This is a genomic window from Ruegeria sp. HKCCSA071 (assembly GCF_017872555.1).
Taxonomy (GTDB): Bacteria; Pseudomonadota; Alphaproteobacteria; order Rhodobacterales; family Rhodobacteraceae; genus Ruegeria.
The window spans coordinates 171,079-195,304 of record NZ_JAEDOX010000001.1 but is presented as its reverse complement, the minus strand read 5'-3'; the positions used below and the strand labels follow the sequence as shown (position 1 = coordinate 195,304).

General features: G+C 56.1%; 25 protein-coding genes. 16 read left to right on the top strand and 9 right to left on the bottom strand.

Annotated elements, in window-relative coordinates; genetic code table 11:
* Window positions 1–155: 155 nt before the first annotated feature.
* Window positions 156–1,379 carry a cytochrome b/b6 domain-containing protein gene (locus I9188_RS00975; RefSeq protein ID WP_209503564.1) on the top strand — a complete coding sequence of 408 codons (1,224 nt, stop codon included), beginning with the start codon at window positions 156–158 and terminating at the stop codon, window positions 1,377–1,379.
* A gap of 57 nt (window positions 1,380–1,436) precedes the next feature.
* Here I9188_RS00975 and I9188_RS00970 read toward each other — a convergent pair whose 3' ends face one another.
* Together I9188_RS00970 and I9188_RS00965 are read right to left on the bottom strand one after the other, a co-directional pair.
* Entirely contained in the window at window positions 1,437–2,009 is a 573-nt protein-coding gene (locus I9188_RS00970) for a YceI family protein (RefSeq protein ID WP_209503563.1), read from the bottom strand.
* Window positions 2,010–2,134: 125 nt separating this feature from the next.
* Complete coding sequence (locus I9188_RS00965; RefSeq protein WP_209503560.1) at window positions 2,135–2,653, bottom strand: hypothetical protein; 519 nt, start codon at window positions 2,651–2,653, stop codon at window positions 2,135–2,137.
* A 281-nt stretch (window positions 2,654–2,934) separates the two neighbouring features.
* On the opposite strand from I9188_RS00965, the gene rpsF reads away from it, so the two are divergent.
* The 6 genes from rpsF (at window position 2,935) to I9188_RS00935 (ending at window position 6,728) form a co-directional block, all read left to right on the top strand.
* Complete coding sequence (gene rpsF, locus I9188_RS00960; RefSeq protein ID WP_209503558.1) at window positions 2,935–3,288, top strand: 30S ribosomal protein S6; 354 nt, start codon at window positions 2,935–2,937, stop codon at window positions 3,286–3,288.
* A 28-nt stretch (window positions 3,289–3,316) separates the two neighbouring features.
* Window positions 3,317–3,544, top strand: coding sequence for a 30S ribosomal protein S18 (rpsR, locus tag I9188_RS00955; protein WP_005608650.1), 228 nt, complete (start codon window positions 3,317–3,319; stop codon window positions 3,542–3,544).
* Between the two features lie 12 nt (window positions 3,545–3,556).
* Window positions 3,557–4,177, top strand: coding sequence for a 50S ribosomal protein L9 (gene rplI / locus I9188_RS00950; protein WP_209503556.1), 621 nt, complete (start codon window positions 3,557–3,559; stop codon window positions 4,175–4,177).
* Between the two features lie 166 nt (window positions 4,178–4,343).
* On the top strand, window positions 4,344–4,829 hold the full coding sequence (locus I9188_RS00945; RefSeq protein ID WP_209503554.1) for a lytic transglycosylase domain-containing protein: 486 nt from the start codon (window positions 4,344–4,346) through the stop codon (window positions 4,827–4,829).
* A gap of 235 nt (window positions 4,830–5,064) precedes the next feature.
* The gene (locus I9188_RS00940; protein ID WP_209503552.1) at window positions 5,065–5,766 is read left to right on the top strand and encodes an autoinducer binding domain-containing protein; all 702 of its coding nucleotides are present in this window, start codon (window positions 5,065–5,067) and stop codon (window positions 5,764–5,766) included.
* 107 nt (window positions 5,767–5,873) lie between these two features.
* Window positions 5,874–6,728, top strand: a complete 855-nt coding sequence (locus I9188_RS00935) for an acyl-homoserine-lactone synthase (RefSeq protein ID WP_209503550.1) — start codon at window positions 5,874–5,876, stop codon at window positions 6,726–6,728.
* A gap of 103 nt (window positions 6,729–6,831) precedes the next feature.
* On the opposite strand, the gene tig is transcribed toward I9188_RS00935, so the two are convergent.
* From tig to I9188_RS00920, 3 genes are all read right to left on the bottom strand, one after another.
* Window positions 6,832–8,163 (bottom strand): trigger factor, encoded by a 1,332-nt coding sequence (gene tig / locus I9188_RS00930; RefSeq protein ID WP_209503548.1) that lies wholly within the window; start codon window positions 8,161–8,163, stop codon window positions 6,832–6,834.
* 173 nt (window positions 8,164–8,336) lie between these two features.
* On the bottom strand, window positions 8,337–9,461 hold the full coding sequence (locus tag I9188_RS00925; protein ID WP_209503546.1) for a porin: 1,125 nt from the start codon (window positions 9,459–9,461) through the stop codon (window positions 8,337–8,339).
* Between the two features lie 309 nt (window positions 9,462–9,770).
* Window positions 9,771–11,474 carry an NAD(P)H-hydrate dehydratase gene (locus I9188_RS00920; RefSeq protein WP_209503544.1) on the bottom strand — a complete coding sequence of 568 codons (1,704 nt, stop codon included), beginning with the start codon at window positions 11,472–11,474 and terminating at the stop codon, window positions 9,771–9,773.
* A gap of 168 nt (window positions 11,475–11,642) precedes the next feature.
* Here I9188_RS00920 and I9188_RS00915 point away from each other — a divergent pair, with 168 nt between their 5' ends.
* The 4 genes from I9188_RS00915 (at window position 11,643) to I9188_RS00900 (ending at window position 15,601) form a co-directional block, all read left to right on the top strand.
* The gene (locus I9188_RS00915; RefSeq protein WP_209503542.1) at window positions 11,643–11,981 is read left to right on the top strand and encodes a P-II family nitrogen regulator; all 339 of its coding nucleotides are present in this window, start codon (window positions 11,643–11,645) and stop codon (window positions 11,979–11,981) included.
* A gap of 33 nt (window positions 11,982–12,014) precedes the next feature.
* Entirely contained in the window at window positions 12,015–13,421 is a 1,407-nt protein-coding gene (gene glnA / locus I9188_RS00910) for a type I glutamate--ammonia ligase (RefSeq protein WP_209503540.1), read from the top strand.
* Window positions 13,422–13,709: 288 nt separating this feature from the next.
* Window positions 13,710–14,498: a lytic murein transglycosylase gene (locus tag I9188_RS00905; RefSeq protein WP_209503538.1), complete on the top strand. Its 789-nt coding sequence runs from the start codon at window positions 13,710–13,712 to the stop codon at window positions 14,496–14,498.
* A gap of 200 nt (window positions 14,499–14,698) precedes the next feature.
* The gene (locus I9188_RS00900) at window positions 14,699–15,601 is read left to right on the top strand and encodes a hypothetical protein (protein ID WP_348540307.1); all 903 of its coding nucleotides are present in this window, start codon (window positions 14,699–14,701) and stop codon (window positions 15,599–15,601) included.
* A 36-nt stretch (window positions 15,602–15,637) separates the two neighbouring features.
* On the opposite strand, the gene I9188_RS00895 is transcribed toward I9188_RS00900, so the two are convergent.
* Window positions 15,638–16,381: a DUF3445 domain-containing protein gene (locus I9188_RS00895; protein ID WP_209503535.1), complete on the bottom strand. Its 744-nt coding sequence runs from the start codon at window positions 16,379–16,381 to the stop codon at window positions 15,638–15,640.
* A 122-nt stretch (window positions 16,382–16,503) separates the two neighbouring features.
* Between I9188_RS00895 and dddP the strand changes: the two genes are divergently transcribed.
* Window positions 16,504–17,847: a dimethylsulfonioproprionate lyase DddP gene (gene dddP / locus I9188_RS00890; RefSeq protein WP_209503533.1), complete on the top strand. Its 1,344-nt coding sequence runs from the start codon at window positions 16,504–16,506 to the stop codon at window positions 17,845–17,847.
* Window positions 17,848–17,857: 10 nt separating this feature from the next.
* On the opposite strand, the gene I9188_RS00885 is transcribed toward dddP, so the two are convergent.
* Complete coding sequence (locus tag I9188_RS00885) at window positions 17,858–18,052, bottom strand: hypothetical protein (RefSeq protein WP_209503530.1); 195 nt, start codon at window positions 18,050–18,052, stop codon at window positions 17,858–17,860.
* Window positions 18,053–18,327: 275 nt separating this feature from the next.
* Between I9188_RS00885 and I9188_RS00880 the strand changes: the two genes are divergently transcribed.
* Entirely contained in the window at window positions 18,328–19,542 is a 1,215-nt protein-coding gene (locus I9188_RS00880) for a bifunctional alpha/beta hydrolase/OsmC family protein (protein WP_209503528.1), read from the top strand.
* A gap of 32 nt (window positions 19,543–19,574) precedes the next feature.
* On the opposite strand, the gene I9188_RS00875 is transcribed toward I9188_RS00880, so the two are convergent.
* Window positions 19,575–19,892 carry a hypothetical protein gene (locus tag I9188_RS00875; protein WP_209503526.1) on the bottom strand — a complete coding sequence of 106 codons (318 nt, stop codon included), beginning with the start codon at window positions 19,890–19,892 and terminating at the stop codon, window positions 19,575–19,577.
* An 11-nt stretch (window positions 19,893–19,903) separates the two neighbouring features.
* Window positions 19,904–20,464: a hypothetical protein gene (locus I9188_RS00870; RefSeq protein WP_245220395.1), complete on the bottom strand. Its 561-nt coding sequence runs from the start codon at window positions 20,462–20,464 to the stop codon at window positions 19,904–19,906.
* A 354-nt stretch (window positions 20,465–20,818) separates the two neighbouring features.
* Here I9188_RS00870 and purB point away from each other — a divergent pair, with 354 nt between their 5' ends.
* From purB to I9188_RS00855, 3 genes are all read left to right on the top strand, one after another.
* Entirely contained in the window at window positions 20,819–22,123 is a 1,305-nt protein-coding gene (gene purB / locus I9188_RS00865) for an adenylosuccinate lyase (protein WP_209503524.1), read from the top strand.
* A 378-nt stretch (window positions 22,124–22,501) separates the two neighbouring features.
* Complete coding sequence (locus I9188_RS00860; protein WP_209503522.1) at window positions 22,502–23,044, top strand: tetratricopeptide repeat protein; 543 nt, start codon at window positions 22,502–22,504, stop codon at window positions 23,042–23,044.
* A gap of 69 nt (window positions 23,045–23,113) precedes the next feature.
* A complete protein-coding gene (locus I9188_RS00855; protein WP_209503520.1) occupies window positions 23,114–24,214 on the top strand; it encodes a FliG C-terminal domain-containing protein in 1,101 nt (366 codons plus the stop codon).
* Window positions 24,215–24,226 lie beyond the last annotated feature (12 nt).

Genomic DNA, 24,226 nt, shown 5'->3' with positions numbered 1-24,226 from the left:
TCAGGTTGCGGCGGGGTGTAAACTGACTGACCGTCTGGCACAAGCATTGCCTGCTTTCTGCATTCTGGCACCTTTTGTGTGCACCCGCGCTCACTTGTGTCTGTTTCATCCGGCTTTACCTTGGGCACACCCTAGAATCCCGGAGCGCCCGACATATGCAATCGACCAATTCCTTTTCAAGCTACGGCAGCATCGCAAAGACGTTTCATTGGCTGACCGCGTTGCTGATCTTCACGGCTTTGCCCCTCGGCTGGGTCGCAGATAATCTGGCGCATGCGGTCCTGCACTCGGCAACGGCCCCTACCGAGTTGGAAATTGCCCGTGCGGCGCGCGTGTTCTCATTGCATAAAACCGTGGGGGTTACCGTTTTCTTCGTGGCATTGGCCCGCATTCTTTGGGCGTTCACGCAAACCAAGCCCGGCCTTCTGAATGCTGACAACAAGCCCGAAGCCTTTGCCGCTGAAACCGTCCACTGGCTGCTTTACGGTTCGCTGGTCCTTGTGCCGCTGACCGGCTGGATTCACCACGCCGCGACCGAAGGCTTTGCCCCAATCCTTTGGCCCTTCGGCCAAAACCTGCCTTTTGTACCGAAATCCACCGCCGTGGCCGAGGTAACAGGGGTTCTGCACTGGCTTTTCATGTGGGTTCTGGTCGTTTCCCTTGTCCTGCACGTTGCAGGTGCGCTGAAACATCACATCATCGACAAGGACGGCACATTGCGCCGGATGTTACCGGGCCTGTCTGATGTGCCGGAACCACCACATCAAACCCATTCACTGATTCCAGCCGTCGCCGCATTGGTGGTCTGGGGTGTCGTCGTCACCGGAGGCTGGGCAACGGGTAAGCTTACCCCTAACGTAGGTGAAGCACCGGATGTCCAACTGACCGAGGTTCAATCCGAATGGCAGGTTCAGAACGGCACGTTGTCGATTACGATTTCGCAACTGAATAGCCCCGTCACAGGTTCGTTTTCGGACTGGACGGCCGCAATTACTTTTGACGAACCCACAGAGCCGGGCCCGGCAGGGTCTGTCGATGTCACGATAGCCATCAGCTCGCTTAGTCTTGGAACCGTAACCGATCAGGCCATGGGACCGGATTTCTTCGACAACGCCCGGTTCCCGACTGCTCAGTTCAAAGCCGACCTTTATAAAACCGAAAATGGTTACGAGGCGCGCGGTCCGCTTACAATTCGCGACAAGTCGATCGATGTCGTTTTGCCCTTCTCGCTGGATCTTCAGGGCGACACAGCCACCATGGCGGGCACAATCGAGCTTAACCGGCTGGAGTTTGATGTAGGCACATCGCAGCCTACCGAAGACTCGCTGGGCTTTACCGTCGCAGTATCCGTAGAACTCACAGCGGCACGCGGTCAGTAAGGCAAAAAAAACGCCGGTGATTTGATCATCGGCGTTTTTCTGTTCGTGATTCTGTGATTACTCGGCTTTTTGTGCCTCGACCGAAATCTGGATTTGCACTTCGTCGCTGACAAACGGTGCAAACTGACCCAGGTCGAATTCGCTACGGACAAGCGTTGTTGTCGCGTTGAAACCAGCCCAGGGCTTGTTTGCCATCGGGTGGGTGTCAGCCTTGTTGAGCTTTGCGTCCAGAACAACCGATTTGGTCACACCGTTCATCGTCAGATCGCCGGTGATGTTCGCGGTGTTTTCACCAGTCACCTCGATTCCTGTCGAAGTAAAGGTGATCAAATCTCCTTCGGCCGCGCCAAAGAAATCCTCGGTCATGAAGTGATCTTCACGGGGTTTCCAGCCGGTAAACATCTCCAAAACGGGCATCGACACACTCACGCTCGAAGCGGCGGGGTTTTCCTGGTCGAACATGATCTCGCCTTCAAAGCCGGAAAACATGCCAGTCGTGGTTGAAAACCCAAGGTGGTCATAGCTGAAAATGACTTGGCTGTGGCTGGGATCCAACACGTATTTCTCGGCGCTGGCGAATGCCGTTGTCGCTGATACGGCCAATGCAGCAGCAAGAAGGGTGGATTTCATATCAATCTCCGCGGTTTTGTGAATGCAGTCCGTCAGGACTGCTTGAATACAAAATGTGCCGCCCAAGGGCGGCACACAACCTTTTTTGATTCACAACTTCTGTTCTTTTTTGAACAGAATAAAAATCAACCGAAAATTGTTACGCTTTTGCTGAGCTGCCCTTTCAGCGCCCGGCTGACATCCGCCGATTCAAGCGGCAGCTTCATCAAAAGACTTCCGTCCACGTCAAACAGGTGAACCTCATTCTCTTCAAAACGCGCCCCACCCAGCGAGTCATAGCTGCGGCGCAGGACAGTCTGAGGGCGTCCGTCTTCGTTCTTTTGCAATACCCGGACTTCGCGGCGGATCGGGTCGAAATAGGCGTCTGGGCGCGGGTCGAAAACCTCGATTGTCAACAAGGCGACGCCAACGACCAGAAACAGCATGGATGCCGACATCTTGATCGGCCAAACATCTGCGCCAACGACCGATCCGGGCATCAACCACATTGAAAACGCGGAAACGATCAAAAACGCCCCGACCATCCGCGCCAGTATCAGGCGGGCCTTCCAGTTCGGTGCAAATGTGATCATTACCGGCACCGAATTCTCAAAGCGCGAGCCGGCAACGTTTTCCTGATATGCGTTTGTGTTAGTAGCGGTCATAACGCGTCACCCTTTTAAGGTTACTTTCGAAATTCTGTTGATCCGGTTGATGCCCGGTATGCAAAACAACTTTGAGCCGAAAAGCGTCAGCAATTGGGCGACCCAAAGGAATTTGGGCGGCGTCTCAGAGGCATGTGTGGCAGGGCTTGCCCTTGCGGCTCAGACGTGTATACGGGGCCATCCTTCGCAGTCGTATGAATCGCGCAGCCTCTCGTGGCAGGGTCGCGAAGGAACGTTTGGCCCCGCCTATGAAATGCGCCTTGATATAAACAGGAGTGCACATGCCACTGTATGAGCATGTAATGATCGCGCGTCAGGATCTGTCCAACGCGCAGGCGGAAAGCCTCGTCGAACATTTCGGCACCGTTCTGGCTGACAACGGCGGCAAGCTGGTTGACAGCGAGTACTGGGGCGTCAAGACGATGGCCTACAAGATCAACAAAAACCGCAAGGGCCACTATGCCTTTCTGAAAACCGATGCCCCCTCGGGCGCGGTACAGGAAATGGAACGCCTGATGCGTCTGCATGAAGATGTCATGCGCGTTCTGACCATCAAGGTCGACGGCCACGAAGATGGTCCGTCGGTTCAGATGCAGAAGCGCGACGAACGTGGCGAACGCCGCGAGCGCCGCTGATCAACGCCTGAGAAAAGGACTATAACCCATGGCCGCAAAACCATTTTTCCGCCGCCGCAAGGTCTGCCCGTTCTCGGGTGAAAATGCGCCGAAAATCGACTACAAAGACACCCGTCTGCTGCAGCGCTATATCTCTGAGCGTGGCAAGATCGTGCCTTCGCGCATCACCGCCGTTTCGGCGAAAAAGCAGCGTGAACTGGCCCGTGCAATCAAGCGCGCCCGCTTCCTCGCCCTGCTGCCCTACGCTGTGAAGTAAGGAGAGACTGACATGCAAGTTATCCTGCTGGAACGCGTTGCGAAACTGGGTCAGATGGGCGACGTCGTTGACGTCAAGCCTGGCTACGCCCGCAACTTCCTGCTGCCCCAAGGCAAAGCCCTGAGCGCATCGGACGCCAACATCGCGTCGTTCGAAGCCCAGAAAGCGCAGCTTGAGGCCCGCAACCTGGAAACCAAGAAAGAAGCTGAGGCCCTGGCTGAAAAACTGGACGGTCAGCAGTTCGTCGTGATTCGCTCGGCATCGGATGCCGGCGCTCTGTACGGTTCGGTCACCCCGCGTGACGCCGCTGACGCCGCAACCGAAGCAGGTTTCACCGTCGACAAGAAACAGATCATCCTGATCGCCCCGATCAAGGAACTGGGTCTGCACACCGTTGCAGTGAAACTGCACCCCGAGGTTGAAGTCGAAATCAAGATGAACGTAGCCCGTTCGGCAGAAGAAGCTGAACTGCAGGCTTCGGGCAAATCGATTCAGGAACTGGCTGCTGAAGAAGAAGCCGCTGCTGAATTCGAGATCGCCGAACTGTTCGACGACATCGGCTCGGCCGCTTCGGATGATGATGACATGGTTGCCGACGCGGCACCGGTTGAAGAAGACGAAGCCAAAGCCTGATCCGGCTGCTTGTGAGAACTTTAAAGGCCGCGCTTTGGCGCGGCCTTTTCTTTTTTCCCTGTGTGTTCACAGGTCGTACCGGCAAGTTTCAGCCCATTTTCCGGGGTAAGCTTGAAGGCTGATTGTCGATCCGTATCATCGCCGCCGAAACTCAGAGGACCGAAAAATGCTTGTATTTCTGCGCCAAAGTTTCTTGGCACTGTTTCTATTTGTGTCGTTGGTTGCCTGCGGGGCAGACCAGGTCTCCAAGGCGGGCACGCCACATTTTGACCCGCCGCTCCACCCGAATGAAACGCCCGAGCTGAGAGCTTCGATCAACAGATGGGCGGACCATTACGAGATTCCGCGGGAGCTGGTTCACAAGCTGGCCATTCGTGAAAGCACCCATCGACCATGGGCCGTCAACCAGCCCTATTACGGTCTTCTACAGGTCCTGCCCGCCACGGCGCGCTCGATGGGTTATTCCGGAAAAGCCGAAGGTTTGCTTGACGCGGACACCAACCTTGAGTTTGCGGGAAGGTACCTGCGCGGAGCCTGGCTGCTGGCCGACGGGGATCAACGCAGGGCTATTTTCTTGTACGCCAAAGGTTACTATCCAGAGGCAAAAGCCAAGGGTATGCTGGTCGAAACCGGGTTGAGACCTGCACCCTGACGGTCATTCGCGTCAGAAATCGACCAAAATCAGCACTTGAGAGTGAATAGTGACAAAAATGCTCTATTGGTTGTCGCAATATGCTGTATTGCACAGACAATTAAGACCTCTCCTTGTCATGTTTAGAAAAGTATGGTGTTCTGACTTGGTGAGGTAAACGGGTTCCACTCTGTGTAATACGCATGCTCGACGACACCATCGGGCGGCAAGATGGGCCACAGCTGGTAGGCGCCACATGGAAATTGTCGATCTGAGCACTCTGCCGGATTCAGAAGTTCGATACACCGAATTTCTAAGGCAAATCTGTGAGAAGCATGACATGGATCATGCTGCCTATGCTGGTATGAACCCAGCAGCTGGAACAGTGGCTGGCTTTGTCACCTATGACGACGCCTGGAATGAGCACTACCAGAAACAGGGTCTGATCATGATCGATCCGACCATCCACATGGCCCGCCGCAGTATTGCGCCGGTGGATTGGAGCCGTCTGGAAAGAAGTCCAGACTTTCAACGCGTGTTCCGGGATGCTCATGATTTTGGCTTGCCCAGTCAGGGTGTTACGATCCCGATACGCGGCCCTTACGGTGATATTGGCCTGCTGAGCGCTACCCGAAATTGCAGCAAGGAAGAGTGGCGCAAGCTTTACACAAACTTTATCGGCGATTTGCAGGCCATGGCCGTGCACATCCACGACAACGTCGTGTCCTCGGATCAGCTGACCGGTGCACTATATCATCCGACCTTGTCCTCTCGCGAAGCGGAAATCCTGCAATGGGTCGCTGCAGGTAAGTCGCAGCAGGATATCGGCGATATTTTGTCTATTTCGCACCGAACCGTAGAAGTACACTTGCGTTCTAGCCGGGAAAAGCTTAGTGCGCTGACCACCCCGCAGGCCGTAGGGCGGGCTATCGCGATCGGGCTTATTACCCCGGGATAAACAAAAAAATCCCCAAATTTCGCCAAAATACGGGAATCCCCCAATAGAAAAATCTTTCGAGAGCGGTAACGTCAGTATTACCGAACAACCACTCGAAGGGGGAAGAAATGATCATCGTGGTAGATGGCCTGAACAGACACATGTTCAGCGAAGTTCTTGACGAAATGTTCGAGTTGAGAGCACGTGTTTTTGGCGGACGTCTTGGATGGGACGTAAAGATCGAAGACGGCAAGGAAATTGATGAATTCGATCATCTGGACCCGGCATACGTAATCGGACTCGACGACGGGGGGAATGTCGTCGCAGCCGTGCGTGCCCTTCAGACCACAGGACCTCATATGTTGTCGGATGTGTTTTCGGCCATCCTCTGCGGGGAAGCACCACTGCGCAGCGCAACAATGTGGGAATCGACACGCTTCTGCGTGGACACGCAACGCCTTACACGCGGCAAGGAAAAGAACTCAGTCTCTTATGCCACCTGCGAGCTTATGATCGGCTCTCTGGAATATGCCAAGAACGCAGGTATTCAGGATATCATCACCGTAATCGATCCGGTCATGGACCGGGTTCTGAAACGGTCGAACTGCGCGCCATATGACTATGTCGGCGAAACGGTTCCCATGGGGAAAGTCTCGGCACTGGCCGCCCTGTTGGATTGCACCGATGAACGCATCTCGGGTCTGCGTGAGTTTGCAGGCATCCATGAGAACGTCTTTATGGATGACGAAGAGGCACTGGCACTGTTTGCAGCCAAGAAGGCAGCAACCCAGAGCCCGGCCAATCAGGATCACAAGCCACTGACCGAACTTGAGAAGTATTTTGTGGAACAGATGAGCGCCGCAAGAAACGAAGCTGAACGTCAGGACGTTTTGAAGCTGATCGAAGCGCTCTCGGATACGTTCACACCAGAGCAGAAGATCGCTCTGCTAGATACCCCCCGTGCTTTTGCTCATGAGGCCTGACCCCCTCACCTCATAGATACAAAAGCCACCCATGCGGAGCCGTCTGTTTACAGGCGGCTCCGTTTTTTTTACCCCTCTCTGAACAAAGAGGGAAGGAAGAGGATTATTCCTCTTCCAATGCCTCAATGGCTTTTTGCAGGTCGTCCTTGCTGACTTCCTTGTCGCTGACCTGCGCCAGCTCGAACACATAGTCGACAACCTTGTCTTCGAAGATCGGCGCGCGCAGTTGCTGCTGCATCTGAGCGTTCTGCTGCACGAACTCGAAGAACTGGCGTTCCTGACCCGGGTACTGACGCGCCTGGTTCATGATCGCCTGGGTCATCTCGGCATCGGTGACTTCCACCTCTGCCTTCTGGCCCAGCTCGGCCAGCAGCAGACCCAGACGCACGCGGCGTTCGGCCAGCTTGTTGTGCTCATCGGTGGGTTCGATCTCACCGTGGTCGTGACCGGTTACTTCAGGGTTTTCCTCGTGCCACAGCTGATGTGCAATCTGCTTGGCTTCGGCTTCAACCAGCGACGGCGGCAGGTCGAACGACACTTTTTCGTCCAGCACGTCCAGCAGGGCCCGCTTCATGACAGCACGCGACGCGCCCGCATATTCTGCTTCCAGACGTTCCGAAATCTGAGTTTTCAGAGCGGCCAGATCCTCGGCGCCGAACTTCATCGCCAGCTCATCGTTGATCTCGGCTGCAACCGGCTCTTTCACTTCCTTGATCGTGCAGGTGAAGACCGCGTCTTTTCCGGCCAGATGTTCGGCACCATATTCTTCCGGGAATGTCACGGTAACGTCTTTTTCTTCCTCGGCCTTCACACCGACCAGTTGCTCTTCAAAACCGGGGATGAAGCTGTTTGAACCCAGAACCAACGGATAATCTTCGGCTGATCCGCCTTCGAATTCTTCGCCATCAACCTTGCCAACAAAATCGAACACGATCTGGTCGCCATCCTTGGCTTTCGACCCCTTGCGGCGGGCTTTGAAGTCCTGAGCGGTTTCAGCGAGGTTGTTCAGCGCTTCCTCGACGGCGGCGTCATCCGCCTTGACGATCAGCTTGTCCAGCGCAACCGATTTCAGATCGACCTCAGGGATCGCGGGCAGCGCTTCGTAGGACATCGCGACCTCGATGTCGTCGCCTTCTTTCCAGTCCTCGTTGGTCATCTTGACTTCGGGCTGCAGCGCCGGGCGGTCGCCGCTGTCCTCGAAATGCTTGTTCATTGCACCGTCGATGGATTCCTGCATCGCCTCGCCCAGCAGGCGTTGGCCAAACTGCTTTTTCAGCAGCGCCATCGGCACCTTGCCTTTGCGGAAGCCTTTCATTTCGATTTCCGGCTGTGCTTCGGTCAGCTTTTCATTGACCTTGTCGTCCAGTTCGGCTGCGGTCACAACGATGTTGTAGCCGCGTTTCAGACCTTCGTTCAGCGTCTCGGTAACCTGCATTTTGGTAGTCCCCATAGGATTCAGGGCGCGCAAAACGGGCGCGCCGGGCAAATTTGACGCCTTCTATTTGCCCTGCCGCCAACGTGCAAGGGGCAAAGGCTGAATCAACCTGGTTTTGGCAAAAAAGAACGCCCCGAAAACCGGGGCGTTCGTGTTGGGTCTCTGGAAGGCGATTAAAACTTCCAGCGCGCGCCCAGAACCCAGGCCTCGTTGTTTTCGAACGACGTTCCGTCATCGAAATCGTGGTTGCGATACTTCAGGTAAACATCGGTATTGATCGCTTCGACCTTCTGCACGACAGCGATACCCCATGCCTTGGTGTCGGACCCGTTGGTTTCGAAATCCGCGCCGTCATAATAGTCGATACCGACACCAGTCTTGCCCCAGGATACCCAGTTCCCCTCGTACGAGACCTTGCCGTACCAGTAGTTCGGATCCGTCTGGCCGGCTCGGTCATCGTCACGCGTGCCGCCGGCAATCGTGAAACCCAGACCGCTGGGCAACAGCACCGAGGCCGAACCGATTGTATCCTTGCGATCCCCTGAATTGTCATCCCGATCCCGCACCGAATACGCGACAGCTGCCGCAAACTCTACACCGCCTGCAAAGGTGTTTTCATAGAACACACCGACATCATAGTAGTCATCATCGTCACTGCTGGACAGGATGTTCTGACCATATGCAAAAGCGGCCGAGAACCCGTTAACCGTTGGCGTGTCATACCTCACACGCCCGCGACGTGAGCCGTCAAAGTTGCTGGAACTGTCACCAACCGTAATACCGCTCAGCACACCATTCGTGCCGCGATAGAAAAAGCCCGAGTTCTCATCGTTTGTAAACGAATACAGCGCGGTGCCGACATAGGACAGGTCCACCTCGGCAGCACCATCTGCCGCCATGCTGCCCTGACCAGCCGAGAATTTGCCGTAGCTGCCCTTCAAGGCAAAATCCACAAACCGGATATCGTCGCGAGTCCAGCCGCTAAAGTTTGTACCGTTCTGGTTCCATTCACTCGAGTTCGGCAAGCCCAATGCCGATTCAAAGCGGAACGTAAACTCGTTCTGGCCAAACGGCTGCATCAGACGCAGGCCAACCCGGCTGTTCGACAGATCGTTGTCGAGGACCCGGGTCTCGGTATCTTGTCCGTCATCAACAGAAATCAAGGCCGGGTTAAACTGCCCGTAAAGCAGCACATAGCCGCCGCTGTTATTTTCGTATTTCAGCTCTGCGGCTGCCGGAACAGCGACCGTGGCAGACAGAAAGGCAGCAACCGATATCTTTTTGATATTTGGGGTCATTTCACTCACCATAATTGGTTCGGGGTTCAGATACTGCCCATTTGTTTACTGAATCCGAGCGTTCCAGTGGTCTGCGCTTTGTCTTACGCAAGAATTGTATTTTTGCAACAGGACACACTGATAATTCTGCTATTTTACATTATTTTTCATCAACTTACAAGATACGACTCCAGCTCCCACTGGCAGCTGGCAAATGAATACTGATGCTTACCTATGCACCTGACAAATATGCGGTATGCATCCGCGCGCGGCTTGACGGTGAAAACATGCCATTCGGACAGAGCCTGAGCTGCTTTCTGCCCAAAACAACTAGATATTCAGCTGTTTGAAAACACCGGGCAACTGCTCAGGCAGATCCTCGGCGATCAATCCCGGCCCGAAAAGACGTGCGCATTCCACGTGCAGCCATGCTGCTGTCTCAGCCGCCGTCATCGGATCGAATCCCCGCGCCAATAGCCCGGCGATGTAACCGGCCAACACATCGCCTGACCCGGCGGTTGCAAGCCAAGGGGCCGCGCGATCATAGCATGCGGCATTGATCGAACATCGCCCGTCCGGCGCCGCAATGACAGTATCCGGCCCTTTGAACAACACGACACATCCCGCACGTGCCGCTGCCTCTCGTGTTGCGTCCACCTTGGAATAGGCGGGGCCTCTGACCGGCGTTTCGCTCAGCTTTTCCGCCAGATCGGGGAACAGCCGCGCAAACTCTCCGCCATGCGGGGTCAGAACGCAGCGGTCATGCAGCATTTCAAACAGGTTTTCTGGATCGCCCGCAAAAGCTGTCAGCGCGTCCGCATCCAAAGCCGTCGCACGTTTCGCAATCAGGGCGACCGGCACCAGGTCCCGCGCTCGTTCCAACCCCAAACCGGGGCCCAGACAAAGGGCGTTCATCCGCACGTCCTGCAATACGTCTGACAGCATTTGAGAACCATCAACGCACTGTAGCATGAGGGCAGTGATCTGGCTCGCCACCTCTTCCAAAACCAAGGATGGCACACCCAGCGTCACCAACCCTGCCCCTATCCGCAGCGCTCCCCGCGCGGCCAGGCGCGCCGCACCGGTCTTGCCGGGCCCACCGGAAAGGATCAGGGCGTGGCCATGGGTGTATTTGTGCGCAACGACTGAAGGTAAATGGCTTTGCTTTGTCAAAACTGCTCTTGCGCGCCGCCCGCTATCAATCGCGATGTCGTTTAGATCAATGCCGCGGACTGGAACCCTGCGTGCTCCTTCTCCTTGCAATTCAACCTGCCTCCAGTGCCGCTCCGACGTTTCATTCAGTCCAATTGCTGCGACGATCACCTTCCCGCAATAAGCCGGACCGTCGCTCAACACATGCCCAAGTTTTCTTCGTTCGAAGGTTACTGTCAGATCCGCAGAAAGGGGTCTGGCGTCGGTAAATATTTCTGCTCGGGCTCCAAGCACCTTTCCGCTGTCCATGCACAGCCCCGAAGGTGAATCTACCGCCACAAAGCGAACATGTGATGACAAACTAAAAAAGAACTTCAACGATTGCCCAAGCACAGGATCAATTTGGCGCGTCAAACCTGAGCCGAAAATCGCATCTACCAATACATCAGGCATCCCAAAACCAGCCAAGTGATCACCCTTTAAGCTTTCTTTGGAAAACTCAATGACGTCACCCAACTCATTCCATCTCTCATAGTTCATCCGCGCATCCGGTGGCAGCCTGTCAGGATCGCCATACAGGAATACCTTAACCTTCCAGCCCAACCTCAGCAAAAGCCGCGCCACGACAAACCCGTCACCGCCGTTGTTTCCGGGCCCGCACAACACAACAGCGCGCAGCGGATCTTCTTCATCTTTTGCCAAATACTCCGGGGAGCGCGAGGGGCTGGCCCCTCGCCTGACCAGCTCTGGCCATTCCTCAAAGATCGCCTCGACAACGCCTTGCCCTGCCCGCTCCATCAGGTCCAAGCCCGTAACATCACCGGATTCGATAGCCGCGTGCTCAATGGCTCTCATCTGCGCCGCTGTCAGCAATTCGGTCATGTCACACCCTCACACGATTCAATTTCGATTACTTTTTGTGCAACTCGCTCAAAAATTAGCACAGAGCCTGATTTCAACGGATCCCGCCCCGACCGATACCGCAATCACATTGCCGCCCGATCTTAGACGTGATCATTGCCCCAGAGACAACCATTGAAGGTGAGCCGGATGAAAAAGATCGAAGCGATCATCAAGCCGTTCAAGCTGGACGAAGTGAAAGAGGCGTTGCAGGACGTAGGTGTTCAGGGTCTCAGCGTCGTCGAAGTCAAAGGTTTCGGCCGTCAGAAAGGCCATACCGAGCTGTATCGTGGCGCGGAATATGTTGTCGACTTTTTGCCCAAGGTGAAGGTCGAGGTCGTATTGGACGATGACCAGGTCGATGCGGCCATCGAGGCCATCGTTTCGGCAGCCAAGACCGACAAGATCGGCGACGGAAAGATCTTTGTCTCTCCGGTTGAACAAGCCATTCGCATCCGTACCGGCGAGACCGGCTCGGACGCACTGTAACACCACAATCTTCAAGTCAGAGGAATCAAGAGAATGAGCAAGGACGCAGTTCTTCAGCTGATCAAGGAAGAGGGCGCCGAATATGTCGACGTCCGTTTCACCGACCCCCGCGGCAAGCTGCAGCACGTGACCCTGATGGCCGATCAGGTCGACGAAGACTTCCTGGACGAAGGCTTCATGTTTGATGGTTCGTCCATCGCAGGGTGGAAGTCGATCGAAGCATCGGACATGAAGCTGATGATCGATACCGAAAGTGCATATGTTGATCCGTTCTACGCAGAGAAAACCATTTGCGTGCACTGCTCGGTTGTCGAGCCCGATACAGGCGAAGCCTATGAGCGTGACCCGCGTGGCACAGCGCAGAAAGCCGAAGCCTACCTGAAAGCATCAGGAATCGGTGACGTCGCATATATGGGTCCCGAGGCTGAGTTTTTCCTGTTTGATGACGTCCGTTATTCGAACACAATCAACAAGGTATCCTACGAAGTTGATGCAACTGACGCATCGTGGAACACCGACACCGAATACGAAATGGGCAATATGGGCCACCGTCCGGGCGTCAAGGGCGGTTACTTCCCTGTGAACCCGATCGACGAAGCGCAGGATCTGCGGTCTGAAATGCTATCGACCATGAAGCGTCTGGGCATGAAGGTCGACAAACACCACCACGAAGTAGCGTCTTGCCAGCACGAGCTGGGCCTGATCTTCGACAGCCTGACCAAGCAGGCGGACGAGCTGCAAAAGTACAAATATGTCATCCACAACGTGGCTCATGCCTACGGCAAGTCGGCGACCTTCATGCCGAAGCCTATCGCAGGTGACAACGGCACCGGCATGCACGTGAACATGTCGATCTGGAAGGACGGCAAGCCGCTGTTCGCAGGCGACAAATACGCAGATCTTTCGGACGAAGCGCTGTACTTCATCGGCGGCATCCTGAAGCACGCCAAGACACTGAACGCCTTCACCAACCCGGCAACCAACAGCTACAAGCGTCTGATCCCCGGTTTCGAAGCACCAGTTCTGCGCGCCTACTCGGCCCGCAACCGTTCGGGTTGTGTTCGTATTCCGTGGACCGAAAGCCCCAAAGCCAAGCGCGTTGAGGCTCGTTTCCCCGACCCGGCTGCGAACCCCTACCTTGCGTTCGCCGCTCTGTTGATGGCTGGCCTGGACGGCATCAAGAACAAGATCGACCCGGGCGAAGCCATGGACAAGAACCTGTACGATCTGCCTGCCGAGGAACTGGCCGGTATCCCGACTGTCTGCGGCAGCTTGCGTGAAGCTCTGGAAGCGCTGGCTTCTGATCACGACTTCCTGCTGCAAGGTGACGTGTTCACCAAAGACCAGATCGACGGCTATATCGCCCTGAAGATGGAAGAGGTCGAAACCTACGAGCACACCCCGCACCCGGTTGAATACGGCATGTATTACAGCTGCTAAGCAATACGGCATGGATTTACAGGGGCGCCTATACGGGCGCCCCTGTTTCATTTGCGCGGGTCCGTCGCTGTTCAGCCTTTTCTGGCGCCACAGCGCAGATTAATCACCTTTTTACGTTTGCTCCTGCTCAGTGCACGATGCTGAGGATCTGAAACCCTTCAAAGGCGTTCCTCAGATCAATCAACTAACTTGAGTAGGAGCGGTTGGCGCAACTCCAACGAACTGCTTTGCCCAATTCAAAGCTCAAGGTAGGTTGGTCACAGATTTCAACACTACCGGATTATCTGCATGTTTCGCCTTTACGTATTATTCGCCCTGCTTGTGTCTTCGCCCCTTCTGGCCGCGCCTTGTGGGAATACCAGCGCGGGGTTCGAGGCCTGGAAGGCCGATTTCGCCCAGCAGGCCCGCAAGGCTGGTGTGAAAAAGAAGGGACTTCAGGCGCTTGCCCAGTCGCAATACGCCACGCGCACAATTGCGGCGGATCGCAATCAGAAAAGCTTCAAATACACGCTGGACAAATTCATGCGTGTCAGAGGTGCTGATGCAATCGTCTCGCAAGGGCGCAAGCGCAAGGCAACCAATCCAGGTTTCTACGCTGCGCTTGAACGGCAATACGGTGTTCCGGCGGGCGTTCTGATCGCCATTCACGGCATGGAAACCGGCTTTGGCACCTTCATGGGAGACAGTCAGGTTGTTTCCGCAATCACGACACTGGCCTATGATTGTCGCCGATCCGAGTTCTTTGTTCCGCACGCAATCGGGGCACTGAAACTGGTCGACGCAGGAAGCATTACCGTGGCGACAAAAGGGGCAAAACATGGCGAGTTGGGTCACACTCAGTTCCTGCCGGGCAACGCCCTGACCTATGGCGTCGATGCCACTGGCGACCGTCGGGTGGACTTCTATGACATGACCGATGCGCTTGCCTCGACCGCCAATTTTCTTCGCAAGAAAGGGTGGAAGCCGGGGCGTGGCTATCAGCCAGGGGAGCCGAATTTTCGAGTTCTGCAACAGTGGAACGCGGCCTCTGTTTATCAGCAATCCATAGCAATCATGGCCGCCCGAATCGACCAATAGCCCGGTCGCACCAAAAACACACTCCGCACCCGCTTTCGCCACATTTCCGCCACAGTGACAAACAAAAGCCTTTAGTTTCTTGGTTTCCAATGCGTAACCAATAGCGGAGCAAAATCACCTTTTTTGCATTTTCCGCCAAATTCTCCTCACGAATGGTTGTTACAGTGTTTGCTGAACAGTACGCAAAAAAGGACAGTGCAGTGGCTCGGAAGCACAGCTACCATGGCGGCCTGCAATTTAATGGCGACGCAAATGGCGCGATCGAGCGTTTTGGCACAATCGTTGCCACGACGCTGGAAGATTACGGCCATCTGGTCGAACGCAAGGCGTTGCTAAGCAATTCTGAAGCCAGCATTGTTTCAAGCCAGTATCTTGTGCGACTGACCTTGGATACAGGCACCCCCGAGCAGGAAGACCGGTACGAGCGTATGGATCGCGCCGCGGGGTTAAAAACGATAACAAAACCCCGCGCCGCAAATCCGCAAAACAGGTTGGTTCTTTCGATCACGCCGGTCTCACCCCTGCTGGATGACTCCGAGATTTCGGAACTGATGATGGTCGTCATTCTGTATCGCATGGTCGACATTTGTTCGACCCGGCGCGTTGAATGGCTGTCGCCACACACGGTTCTGACTGTCGAACAGTTCATGAGCGCCTTTGACACTCTGGCCCCCAGTCGAACACGCGACAGAAAACAGATTTTCCAGTCGCTGACCGGGCAATTCTCGGGAGTGAATGTGCCCGAGAACGAAGACACCATTAGTGTTCTTCACACGCCTGCGGCCCGCCCGATCCAACTGACAGATGAACAATTGCTCAGCATTGCGTTTCGCAGTGAAGATACTAACAGGCCAGGTCAGGAAACATTGGATGACGAAGATGGGGTCGTAAAGCCAAGCGACGTTTTGCGTCTCAGCAGTTGGTGCATGACGGGTGTACTGGCAGGCGTTTCGACCCCGATTGCCCTGTCAATGGCTGCCGTCAATCTGATCCGGGGTGAGGATTTTCGCCTCAACACACAGGTACTTGTCTTTACTTTCGCGATAGTTGCGCTGAATGCAACGAATGCGTTTGCCGATGTTGCGGCCGCCTTGGGCCGATAAGAGAATTACAGAAGACCCTCCTTGGATGCCCCGCCTTCAGGCGGGGTTTTCCATTTTGGGAACCGAGTTCGCGGCCAGAACATAAGTGTGGATCGAAAAAACGACCGCATCCGTTTTCGGCAAGCGCAGCAGGGTTTGCCGCTCACTTCGCAGGTAGGACGATTGACGTCGATCTGTGACTGAACGCCTGTCATTTGCGCTTCGGGGCTGAAACAACTCGGCGTCTTCATACCAAAGCACGTTAAAACGCCAAAGTGGGCGACCGGGCTGAATCCCGTCGAATAGGCGCTGCACCCGCTTGGCGATATTTTCGTCGTAACTTGCGACCGGCACATGAATGTCGATCAGCGGCCGCATGAATTTCTCGGACAAAAGCCAACTGGCCGGGAAACACAGGATTGCGCCGGTCAAAACATGTGCAGTTCCACGCTTTTGCAGGATGCAAAAATCCTCCTGTACAAGCCTGCACAATGTATCAAGCGGCTGGGTCCGGTCGACCGCGACCGTTACACCATCGGGTCTGACGACTTCTTCAGCTGCATTGGGATAGACCTGCGACAGCACAAGGTCGAGCAGTTCCCGAGCGGCGGGTTCTGCCTGCGGATCAAGCGCCAGAACGTCATCACGGCGTTCCGTCAGCAGCTTTTCCCGGCGTCGCATCTGACCGGCAAAAGCCTCGTCCCGATGCAACCAGTTTTCCATCGTTGCAGGCTGGATACCCGGCAAAGCACGCGGGTCGCCGACATCATACGGTATTTTATCTTGCAGAATTTTATTCATACCAGCGACTTAGCATGGGTCGAAATATTTGTCGGTCGAAAACGACAGGATCGCCGTCGCATTTTTCCAAGACGATCCACATGGGCACCTTAGGTTTGACTGAACAAGCAACGAGGTCCGTCATGAACAAGCATTACCGAGACACGCGCAAGATTGACCCCAGCCGAGGCGCTACGCTGGGTGATGGCACGCCAAACGAAAATGACCGGATCGAGATCGGACCGACACAGCTGGCTTTTGACGAATGGGCTGAGGCAGGTCTGGAGCTGCCCAATCTTGCACGGATGCGGGAACATCGCTGGAAGCGTCTGACGCAGGCCATCGTTGATCGCGGATACGGAGGTTTGCTGGTTTTTGACCCGCTGAACATCCGCTATGCGACCGACAGCACGAACATGCAGTTGTGGAATACGCATAACCCGTTTCGCGCAGTGCTGTTATGTGCCGATGGCTATATGGTGATATGGGACTACAAGAACTCGCCTTTCCTCAGCACGTTCAATCCGCTGGTGCGCGAACAGCGTTCAGGTGCGGACCTGTTTTACTTCGACCGTGGCGACAAGGTGGATATCGCGGCAGATGTCTTTTCGAACGAGGTGCGCGTGCTGATCGATGCGCATGGTGGCGGCAACAAACGTTTGGCCGTCGACAAGATCATGCTGCACGGTCTGCGTGCGCTTGAGGCGCAGGGCTTTGAGGTCATGGAAGGCGAAGAGCTGACCGAAAAAACCCGTGCCGTGAAGGGACCGGATGAGATTCTGGCCATGCGCTGTGCCAATCACGCCTGCGAAACCGCTGTGGCGGAGATGGAGAGCTTTGCACGCGCCAATGTCGGCAATGGCAAGACTACCGAGGATGATATCTGGGCTGTTCTGCACGCGGAAAACATCCGTCGCGGTGGCGAATGGATCGAAACCCGGCTGCTGGCGTCAGGCCAACGCACAAACCCGTGGTTCCAGGAATGCGGCCCGCGCATCACGCAGCAAAACGAAATCATCGCCTTCGACACCGATCTGATCGGGTCCTACGGAATATGCATCGATATCTCGCGCACATGGTGGATTGGCGACCAGAAGCCCCGCCCTGACATGATCTATGCCATGCAGCACGCGCATGAACACATCATGACCAACATGCAGATGCTGAAGCCCGGTGTGATGATCCCGGAACTTACCGCCAGGTCGCACAGGCTTGACGACAAGTTTCAGGCGCAGAAATACGGTTGCCTGATGCACGGAGTGGGATTGTGTGATGAATGGCCGCTGGTCGCGTATCCGGACAAAGCCGTGGAAGGCGCTTATGACTATCCGCTGGAGCCCGGCATGGTGCTGTGCGTCGAAGCCTGCGTTGGCGAAGTCGGTGGCGATTTCAGCATCAAGCTTGAGGATCAGGTTCTCATTACCGAAACCGGGTTTGAGAACCTGTCCAGATATCCCTTTGACCCCCAATTGATGGGGATCGAATAAGGCCGGGCCTTCAATTCGACCAATGGGACCGGCGGACATTTCCATGCCAGTCTTCCGTGGCAGGGCTGACCTGAACCTGTGAACCACCTTGGGGCGCGGGCCAGGATTGGCCGACCGCGAACCCGGCAAGGCCGACCAGAACAATAGCCAGGATCATACGTGAACGCAGGTCGGGTATCTGGGGCGTAATATCTGCATGTGACATCTGTGTCTCCTGTTTCAGCTTTCAGGAACCACAGATGGGATGAGGAGGATCATAAGTGAAACGAATGTTTGTTTGCATCGCCATCACTATTCTTGATAATAAAAGAAGGTAAGAGCTCCGCCGTCATGCGGCCCGAAGGCGACAGGGATCTTGCGCCGTCCGTGCAACGCCCGTTTGTTCTCACCTTCCTGTTACGCGTGTGACTTAAGGGTTGTGACCCAAGGGGCAAATACACAGTATTGGGCGTGTTCCCCCGTACCATTCAAGGAGCCGACATGCCCACGGAACGCATCACTTTTGCCGGACATGACGGCAGCCAATTGGCGGCGCGACTGGATTTGCCGGATGGACCCGTGCTGGCAACGGCCCTGTTCGCCCACTGCTTTACCTGCTCCAAGGATATACCGGCCGCCCGGCGCATTTCCGCCCGTCTGGCTGCCATGGGTATCGCGGTGCTTCGGTTCGATTTCACCGGACTGGGCCATTCCGAAGGCGAGTTTGCCAATACGACCTTCACTTCGAATGTCGAGGATCTGATTTCAGCCGCGCAATATCTGGCCGGTCGAAACATGGCACCTGCCCTGCTGATCGGCCACTCGCTTGGGGGCGCGGCGGTGTTGCGGGCGCGGGCAGGTATTCCCACTGTAAAAGCCGTCGTGACATTGGGTGCACCGTCGGACCCCGCCCATGTGTCGCATCACTTTGAGGCCGCGTTGCCTCAGATCGAAGAGGATGGCAGTGCCGAGGTCTCTCTGGGTGGTCGCCCCTTCCGCATCGGCAAAGCTTTTGTGGACGACATTGCCAAATCGGCCCTGTCATCTGCAATCGCCGACCTCAAAGCTGCCCTGTTGATCCTTCATGCCCCACGCGACGAAACGGTCAGCATCGACAATGCGAGCGCGATCTTTCTGGCCGCGAAACACCCCAAAAGCTTTGTTACCCTTGACGATGCCGATCACCTGATCACCCGTGCCTCTGACGCCGAATATGCGGCCGATGTCATTGCCGCTTGGGTTTCGCGCTATGTGAAACTGTGCCCACCCGCGCCGCCACCGGGTGCGCCAGAGGGCGTTGTGCGCATAACCGAAGCAGATCCGGGCGGGTTCATACAGGATATTCAGGCCGGTCCAAACCACCATCTGGTCGCGGATGAGCCCGCATCTTATGGCGGTACCGATAAGGGTATGTCGCCTTATGGCTTTGTCTCGGCCGGTCTGGGGGCCTGCACGTCGATGACAATACGCATGTACGCCCGGCGCAAAGGCTGGCCCCTGACAAATGTCAGCGTCGATGTGTGTCATGACAAGGTTCACGCGCAGGATGCCGGATTGGTGAATGACGGCAAGGTGGACCAGTTTCGCCGGAAAATCCGCCTGAGCGGCCCGCTGGATCAGGAGCAAAGGCAACGTTTGCTTGAGATTGCGGACAAGTGCCCGGTTCACCGGACGCTTGAAGGCTCGGCCCACATTACGACCGAGCTTCTTTCATAAGAAAGGCCGCCTGACAGGCGGCCTTTTGTTCCTTAGCGTCGCGGGCCCGGTCGATGAATGGGCGGGCGGGCAACCGGCGGACGCGCCACAGGTGGGCGCGGGCGCGCGGGAGGCTTGGCAACAGGCGGTTTCGGACGCTCGGGGCGCACTGGTCGATCAGGCCGGTTGGGGCGATCTATGTCAATGTCCACATCCACGTCATGGTAGTAGTCGTTCCACAGCATCGAGTCGTAAAACGGGTCATACCCGTACCCGACCCCAACTGTCACACCGTCACAGGCCGACAGCGTCAAAGTCGCGATCCCCAACCCCAGCGCAAGGGACATCCTTTTGATCAGTCTAATGCTCATCGCCCCCTCCCTTACTGAAGCGCCCGGAACGAGGCGAATACGGCGTTCAGATCATCAGCAAAACTCGGGTCTGCTCCGTCCCGCAGAATGGCAACTGCTATGGCAACCCGGCCTTGCGGAAGGTCAATGACGGTGGCGGTAAAGCTTACCCCCTTGCCGTCCCGGTGCCCGGTGCCTCGAAACACGCGTGCTGGCAACCCGCCAATACGGGTATCGCTGGTGCTGGTCATCGTCGGGTCTTTGACCAGAAACCTGTCGATATCCTGCAGGTACCGGACACCGCCCTGAATTGTTCCAACCCCCGCAGGTGATACGAAACCCATCCACACCGCGTCGTCTGTCACCGGCCGGAACCCTATAACCCGTGCGACCGCACGGGCGTCGCCCAGTCCGGTATCCTCAATCTCGCGCGGGCCGCCGGTGCGAAGAATCCAGAAGTCGGGCACTTCGAACCGAAAAAGCGCTTGGCCTTCTTCGGTGTAGGTCACGGGGGTGTCAGCCAGTGCTGGTGCAGCTGTGCCGACGTAAAATGCACCACAGAGGGCAAGTATCGAACATGAAAATGAACGCATATCTCAATAACCTGATTAGTTCCTTCCGTTCAGATTGAACTGTCAAAGCGCTGTTTGTCCAGCATCGCTTGGCAGCAAGGGCAAGACGGGCATCCACCCCAACTGGCAGCATGATCCGGTGAGAACTAGTGCAGGTACAAAACCTGTCTTTTTGCGGCACCCTGCCCGTCACTATCGTGCCATGTCCTTTGCAGGACAGTTTTCCGAACCCGTCAGCTGCTGAAAAGCCCGAACAAACGATAAGAATCAGGGCAAACCGTCTCATATTCGCTCTCGCATCTTGTTCCCTACCCCGCACGCGGCTAAACCCCGCGCCAACGCCTCATCCAATCTGCAAAAAAGGTGCCGTCGCCTATGATTCCCCGTTATTCCCGCCCCGACATGGTTGCCATCTGGTCGCCCGAGACCAAGTTCCGCATCTGGTACGAGATCGAGGCGCACGCGTGCGATGCCATGGCAGATCTGGGCGTGATCCCGCGTGAAAATGCCGAAGCCGTCTGGAAAGCCAAGGATGTGGAATTCGATGTCGCCCGCATCGACGAGATCGAAGCCGTTACCAAGCATGACGTTATCGCATTCCTGACCCATCTTGCAGAGCATGTCGGCAGCGAAGAGGCGCGTTTTGTGCATCAGGGCATGACCAGCTCGGACGTGCTGGACACCTGTTTCAACGTACAGCTGACCCGCGCCGCCGACATCCTGATTGCCGATTTGGAAGGGCTTCTGGCCGCGCTCAAGCGCCGCGCGATGGAACATAAGAACACGGTTCGTATCGGACGCAGCCACGGCATCCACGCCGAACCGACAACCATGGGTCTGACCTTTGCCCGCTTCTACGCCGAGATGGACCGCAACCTGTCCCGGATGCGTGACGCACGTGCGGAAATCGCCACCGGAGCGATCAGCGGTGCAGTTGGTACCTTTGCCAATATCGACCCCGCAGTCGAGGAACATGTCTGTGACAAGCTGGGACTGGTGCCTGAGCCGATCAGCACGCAGGTCATTCCACGTGACCGCCACGCGGCCTTCTTTGCCACGCTGGGCGTCATCGCCAGCAGCATCGAGAACATCGCCATCGAAATCCGCCACATGCAGCGGACCGAGGTACTGGAAGGGGCCGAGTTCTTCTCGATGGGCCAGAAAGGCTCTTCGGCGATGCCGCACAAGAAAAATCCGGTGCTGACCGAGAACCTGACCGGTCTGGCGCGCATGGTCCGCGCGTCCGTAATACCGGCGATGGAGAATGTTGCGCTCTGGCACGAACGCGATATCTCGCACTCATCGGTCGAGCGCATGATCGGGCCGGACGCCACAATCACGCTGGATTTTGCCTTGGCCCGCCTGACAGGCGTGATCGACAAGATGCTGATCTTCCCGGAAAACATGATCGAGAACATGAACAAGTTCCCCGGGCTGGTCATGAGCCAGCGCGTTCTGTTGGCACTGACCCAGGCAGGTGTCAGCCGTGAGGACGCCTATGCCATGGTACAGCGCAACGCGTTGAAGGTTTGGGAACACCGCACCGACTTCAAGGAGGAACTGTTGGCGGATGCTGATGTAACTGCCGCACTCAGCCCTGCAGAGATTGAAGAGAAATTCGACCTCGGGTATCACACCAAGCATGTCGATACGATCTTTGCGCGCGTGTTTGGCGAATAACGGTTATCTTTTCAGTCTGTTAGCCGGGGGTGCTCTGCCACGTGCAGTGTGCCCCCTTGTTTTTTGCCAGACCAACGGAAATGCGGTATCCTGCATGTGCTTTTTCCATACGAGGGAAACATCATGATCCGAATACTCCTAAGCGCATTGGCACTGGTTCTTGTGGCCTCGGCCGGGCTTGCCTGCGAACAACATTCCAAACAGACCCAATCCTGCGCACCCGGGACAACGTGGGATACTGAAACAAAAAGCTGCGCGAAATCTGTCAACAGCTGACAATTTTTGTCCAGTTCGTGAATAAAAGCGACCGTTCCCCTGTTAGCTTTTTTGTAGATCACACTATGATTTCAATAAGAGCCCCGAGAACGGAGTAAAGAAATGCGCCTTTTGTTAGCTTCTGCCCTTGCTTTGCAAGCCTTTGCCTTTGCGCCAGCTGTCCATGCCGCAGGTGGTGACAGCAGCAGCCCGCCGAAACCTACGAATACAACCAAGAAATGCCTGTTCGGCCGTGTATATGACGAAACCCGTGGAAAATGCGTCAAACCCGACAAGTCAAGCCTGACAGATGATCAGCTGTATGATGCGGTCCGCGAACTGGCGTATGACGGGCAATACGGGCACGCTCAGGACATTCTGCGCATCATGGATCAGGACGACGATCGTGTCCTGACCTATTGGGGTTTCACCTATCGCAAGATGGGCGAGCTGGAACTGGCAAATGTCTTTTATCAAAACGCGATCAATGCCAACCCAGACAATCTTTTGGCGCGCAGCTACATGGCGCAGGGGTTTGTGTCCGAAGGCCGAACCGATCTGGCGATCGAGCAATGGCGCGAAATAAAGGCCCGTGGCGGAGAAGGCACCTGGGCCGAGGCGTCGTTGCGTGAAGCGATCCGAACGGGCCTGACATACAGCTATTAAGGTTCAGGGTTATTTAACCCGACTCTCTCTAATCTGCCTGTGGTTCGAAAACTTTGGCTCCACAGGCAGATGCAAAACACCAACGCATTGATTCAAACGGTTCAAGGGGCTTCGGCCCCATTTTCCGCAGGGGGTGGCGACAGCCCGCGCCTTGTTCCCCGATCTTTGACCAGCCGTCAGAAGGCAGCTGTCGTCGTGCGCCTGTTGTTGAACGACGGCGCCGATCTTCCGCTGGAGGAGCTTCCCGATGACCTGCAAGAGAAACTGACACATCAATTGGGGGAAATGGGCCTTGTAGACCGGACGACTCTGGGTGCTGTGGCACAGGAATTCAGCGAAGCCCTGGACAATGTCGGTCTGGCCTTTCCACATGGTCTTGCCGGGGCCTTGGATGCCGTCAGTGGAAAAATCACACCCGCGACAGCCGCGCGTTTGCGCAAAGTTGCCGGAGTTCGTCAGATCGGTGATCCCTGGCAAAGGCTGCGCGACATACCAGCCCAGGACCTTGCGGCCATGGCACAGGCGGAAAGCACTGAAGTGGCCGCTGTGATGCTTTCAAAAATGGATACGGCACAGGCGGCGCAGATGCTGGGCCACATGCCGGGTCCGGTGGCGCGGCGGATCACCTACGCAATCTCGAAAACAGCAAATGTCACGCCCGAAGCGGTTGAGCGGATCGGCTGGTCACTGGCTGCTCAGCTGGATCAGCGGCCTGTTCAGGCCTTCAATGACGGTCCAGGCGCGCGGGTGGGTGCAATTCTGAACCAGTCTGCCTCCGCCACGCGCGACAACCTGCTGAACGCGCTGGATGAGGACGACGCCGATTTTGCCGATCTGGTGCGCCAGGCGATCTTTACCTTCGCCCATATCTCCAGCCGGATTTCGCCCCGTGATGTTCCAGCCATATTGCGGGAAGTCGATCAGCCTGTTCTGGTCGCGGCCCTGGCCGGTGCCGCCGCGGATGATGACAAGGCTTCTGTCGAGTTTCTGCTGTCGAATATCTCCTCTCGCATGGCAGAAAACCTGCGCGAGGAAATCGCGGAACGCGGGCGGGTCAAGCAATCTGAGGCCGAAGATGCCATGACCCAGATCGTTGGGGCGGTTCGTGCCTTGTCAGACGCCGGAACAATTGTGCTGATTGAAAAGGAAGAGGACGGAAGCGTGGATTGAGGCAGGAACAGG

What these genes read in the sequence shown, in the direction of transcription:
- I9188_RS00975 (WP_209503564.1), top strand. Translation starts at nt 156, where the DNA reads ATGCAATCGACCAATTCCTTTTCAAGCTACGGCAGCATCGCAAAGACG.
- I9188_RS00970 (WP_209503563.1), bottom strand. Translation starts at nt 2,009, where the DNA reads ATGAAATCCACCCTTCTTGCTGCTGCATTGGCCGTATCAGCGACAACG.
- I9188_RS00965 (WP_209503560.1), bottom strand. Translation starts at nt 2,653, where the DNA reads ATGACCGCTACTAACACAAACGCATATCAGGAAAACGTTGCCGGCTCG.
- rpsF (WP_209503558.1), top strand. Translation starts at nt 2,935, where the DNA reads ATGCCACTGTATGAGCATGTAATGATCGCGCGTCAGGATCTGTCCAAC.
- rpsR (WP_005608650.1), top strand. Translation starts at nt 3,317, where the DNA reads ATGGCCGCAAAACCATTTTTCCGCCGCCGCAAGGTCTGCCCGTTCTCG.
- rplI (WP_209503556.1), top strand. Translation starts at nt 3,557, where the DNA reads ATGCAAGTTATCCTGCTGGAACGCGTTGCGAAACTGGGTCAGATGGGC.
- I9188_RS00945 (WP_209503554.1), top strand. Translation starts at nt 4,344, where the DNA reads ATGCTTGTATTTCTGCGCCAAAGTTTCTTGGCACTGTTTCTATTTGTG.
- I9188_RS00940 (WP_209503552.1), top strand. Translation starts at nt 5,065, where the DNA reads ATGGAAATTGTCGATCTGAGCACTCTGCCGGATTCAGAAGTTCGATAC.
- I9188_RS00935 (WP_209503550.1), top strand. Translation starts at nt 5,874, where the DNA reads ATGATCATCGTGGTAGATGGCCTGAACAGACACATGTTCAGCGAAGTT.
- tig (WP_209503548.1), bottom strand. Translation starts at nt 8,163, where the DNA reads ATGCAGGTTACCGAGACGCTGAACGAAGGTCTGAAACGCGGCTACAAC.
- I9188_RS00925 (WP_209503546.1), bottom strand. Translation starts at nt 9,461, where the DNA reads ATGACCCCAAATATCAAAAAGATATCGGTTGCTGCCTTTCTGTCTGCC.
- I9188_RS00920 (WP_209503544.1), bottom strand. Translation starts at nt 11,474, where the DNA reads ATGACCGAATTGCTGACAGCGGCGCAGATGAGAGCCATTGAGCACGCG.
- I9188_RS00915 (WP_209503542.1), top strand. Translation starts at nt 11,643, where the DNA reads ATGAAAAAGATCGAAGCGATCATCAAGCCGTTCAAGCTGGACGAAGTG.
- glnA (WP_209503540.1), top strand. Translation starts at nt 12,015, where the DNA reads ATGAGCAAGGACGCAGTTCTTCAGCTGATCAAGGAAGAGGGCGCCGAA.
- I9188_RS00905 (WP_209503538.1), top strand. Translation starts at nt 13,710, where the DNA reads ATGTTTCGCCTTTACGTATTATTCGCCCTGCTTGTGTCTTCGCCCCTT.
- I9188_RS00895 (WP_209503535.1), bottom strand. Translation starts at nt 16,381, where the DNA reads ATGAATAAAATTCTGCAAGATAAAATACCGTATGATGTCGGCGACCCG.
- dddP (WP_209503533.1), top strand. Translation starts at nt 16,504, where the DNA reads ATGAACAAGCATTACCGAGACACGCGCAAGATTGACCCCAGCCGAGGC.
- I9188_RS00885 (WP_209503530.1), bottom strand. Translation starts at nt 18,052, where the DNA reads ATGTCACATGCAGATATTACGCCCCAGATACCCGACCTGCGTTCACGT.
- I9188_RS00880 (WP_209503528.1), top strand. Translation starts at nt 18,328, where the DNA reads ATGCCCACGGAACGCATCACTTTTGCCGGACATGACGGCAGCCAATTG.
- I9188_RS00875 (WP_209503526.1), bottom strand. Translation starts at nt 19,892, where the DNA reads ATGAGCATTAGACTGATCAAAAGGATGTCCCTTGCGCTGGGGTTGGGG.
- I9188_RS00870 (WP_245220395.1), bottom strand. Translation starts at nt 20,464, where the DNA reads ATGCGTTCATTTTCATGTTCGATACTTGCCCTCTGTGGTGCATTTTAC.
- purB (WP_209503524.1), top strand. Translation starts at nt 20,819, where the DNA reads ATGATTCCCCGTTATTCCCGCCCCGACATGGTTGCCATCTGGTCGCCC.
- I9188_RS00860 (WP_209503522.1), top strand. Translation starts at nt 22,502, where the DNA reads ATGCGCCTTTTGTTAGCTTCTGCCCTTGCTTTGCAAGCCTTTGCCTTT.
- I9188_RS00855 (WP_209503520.1), top strand. Translation starts at nt 23,114, where the DNA reads ATGCAAAACACCAACGCATTGATTCAAACGGTTCAAGGGGCTTCGGCC.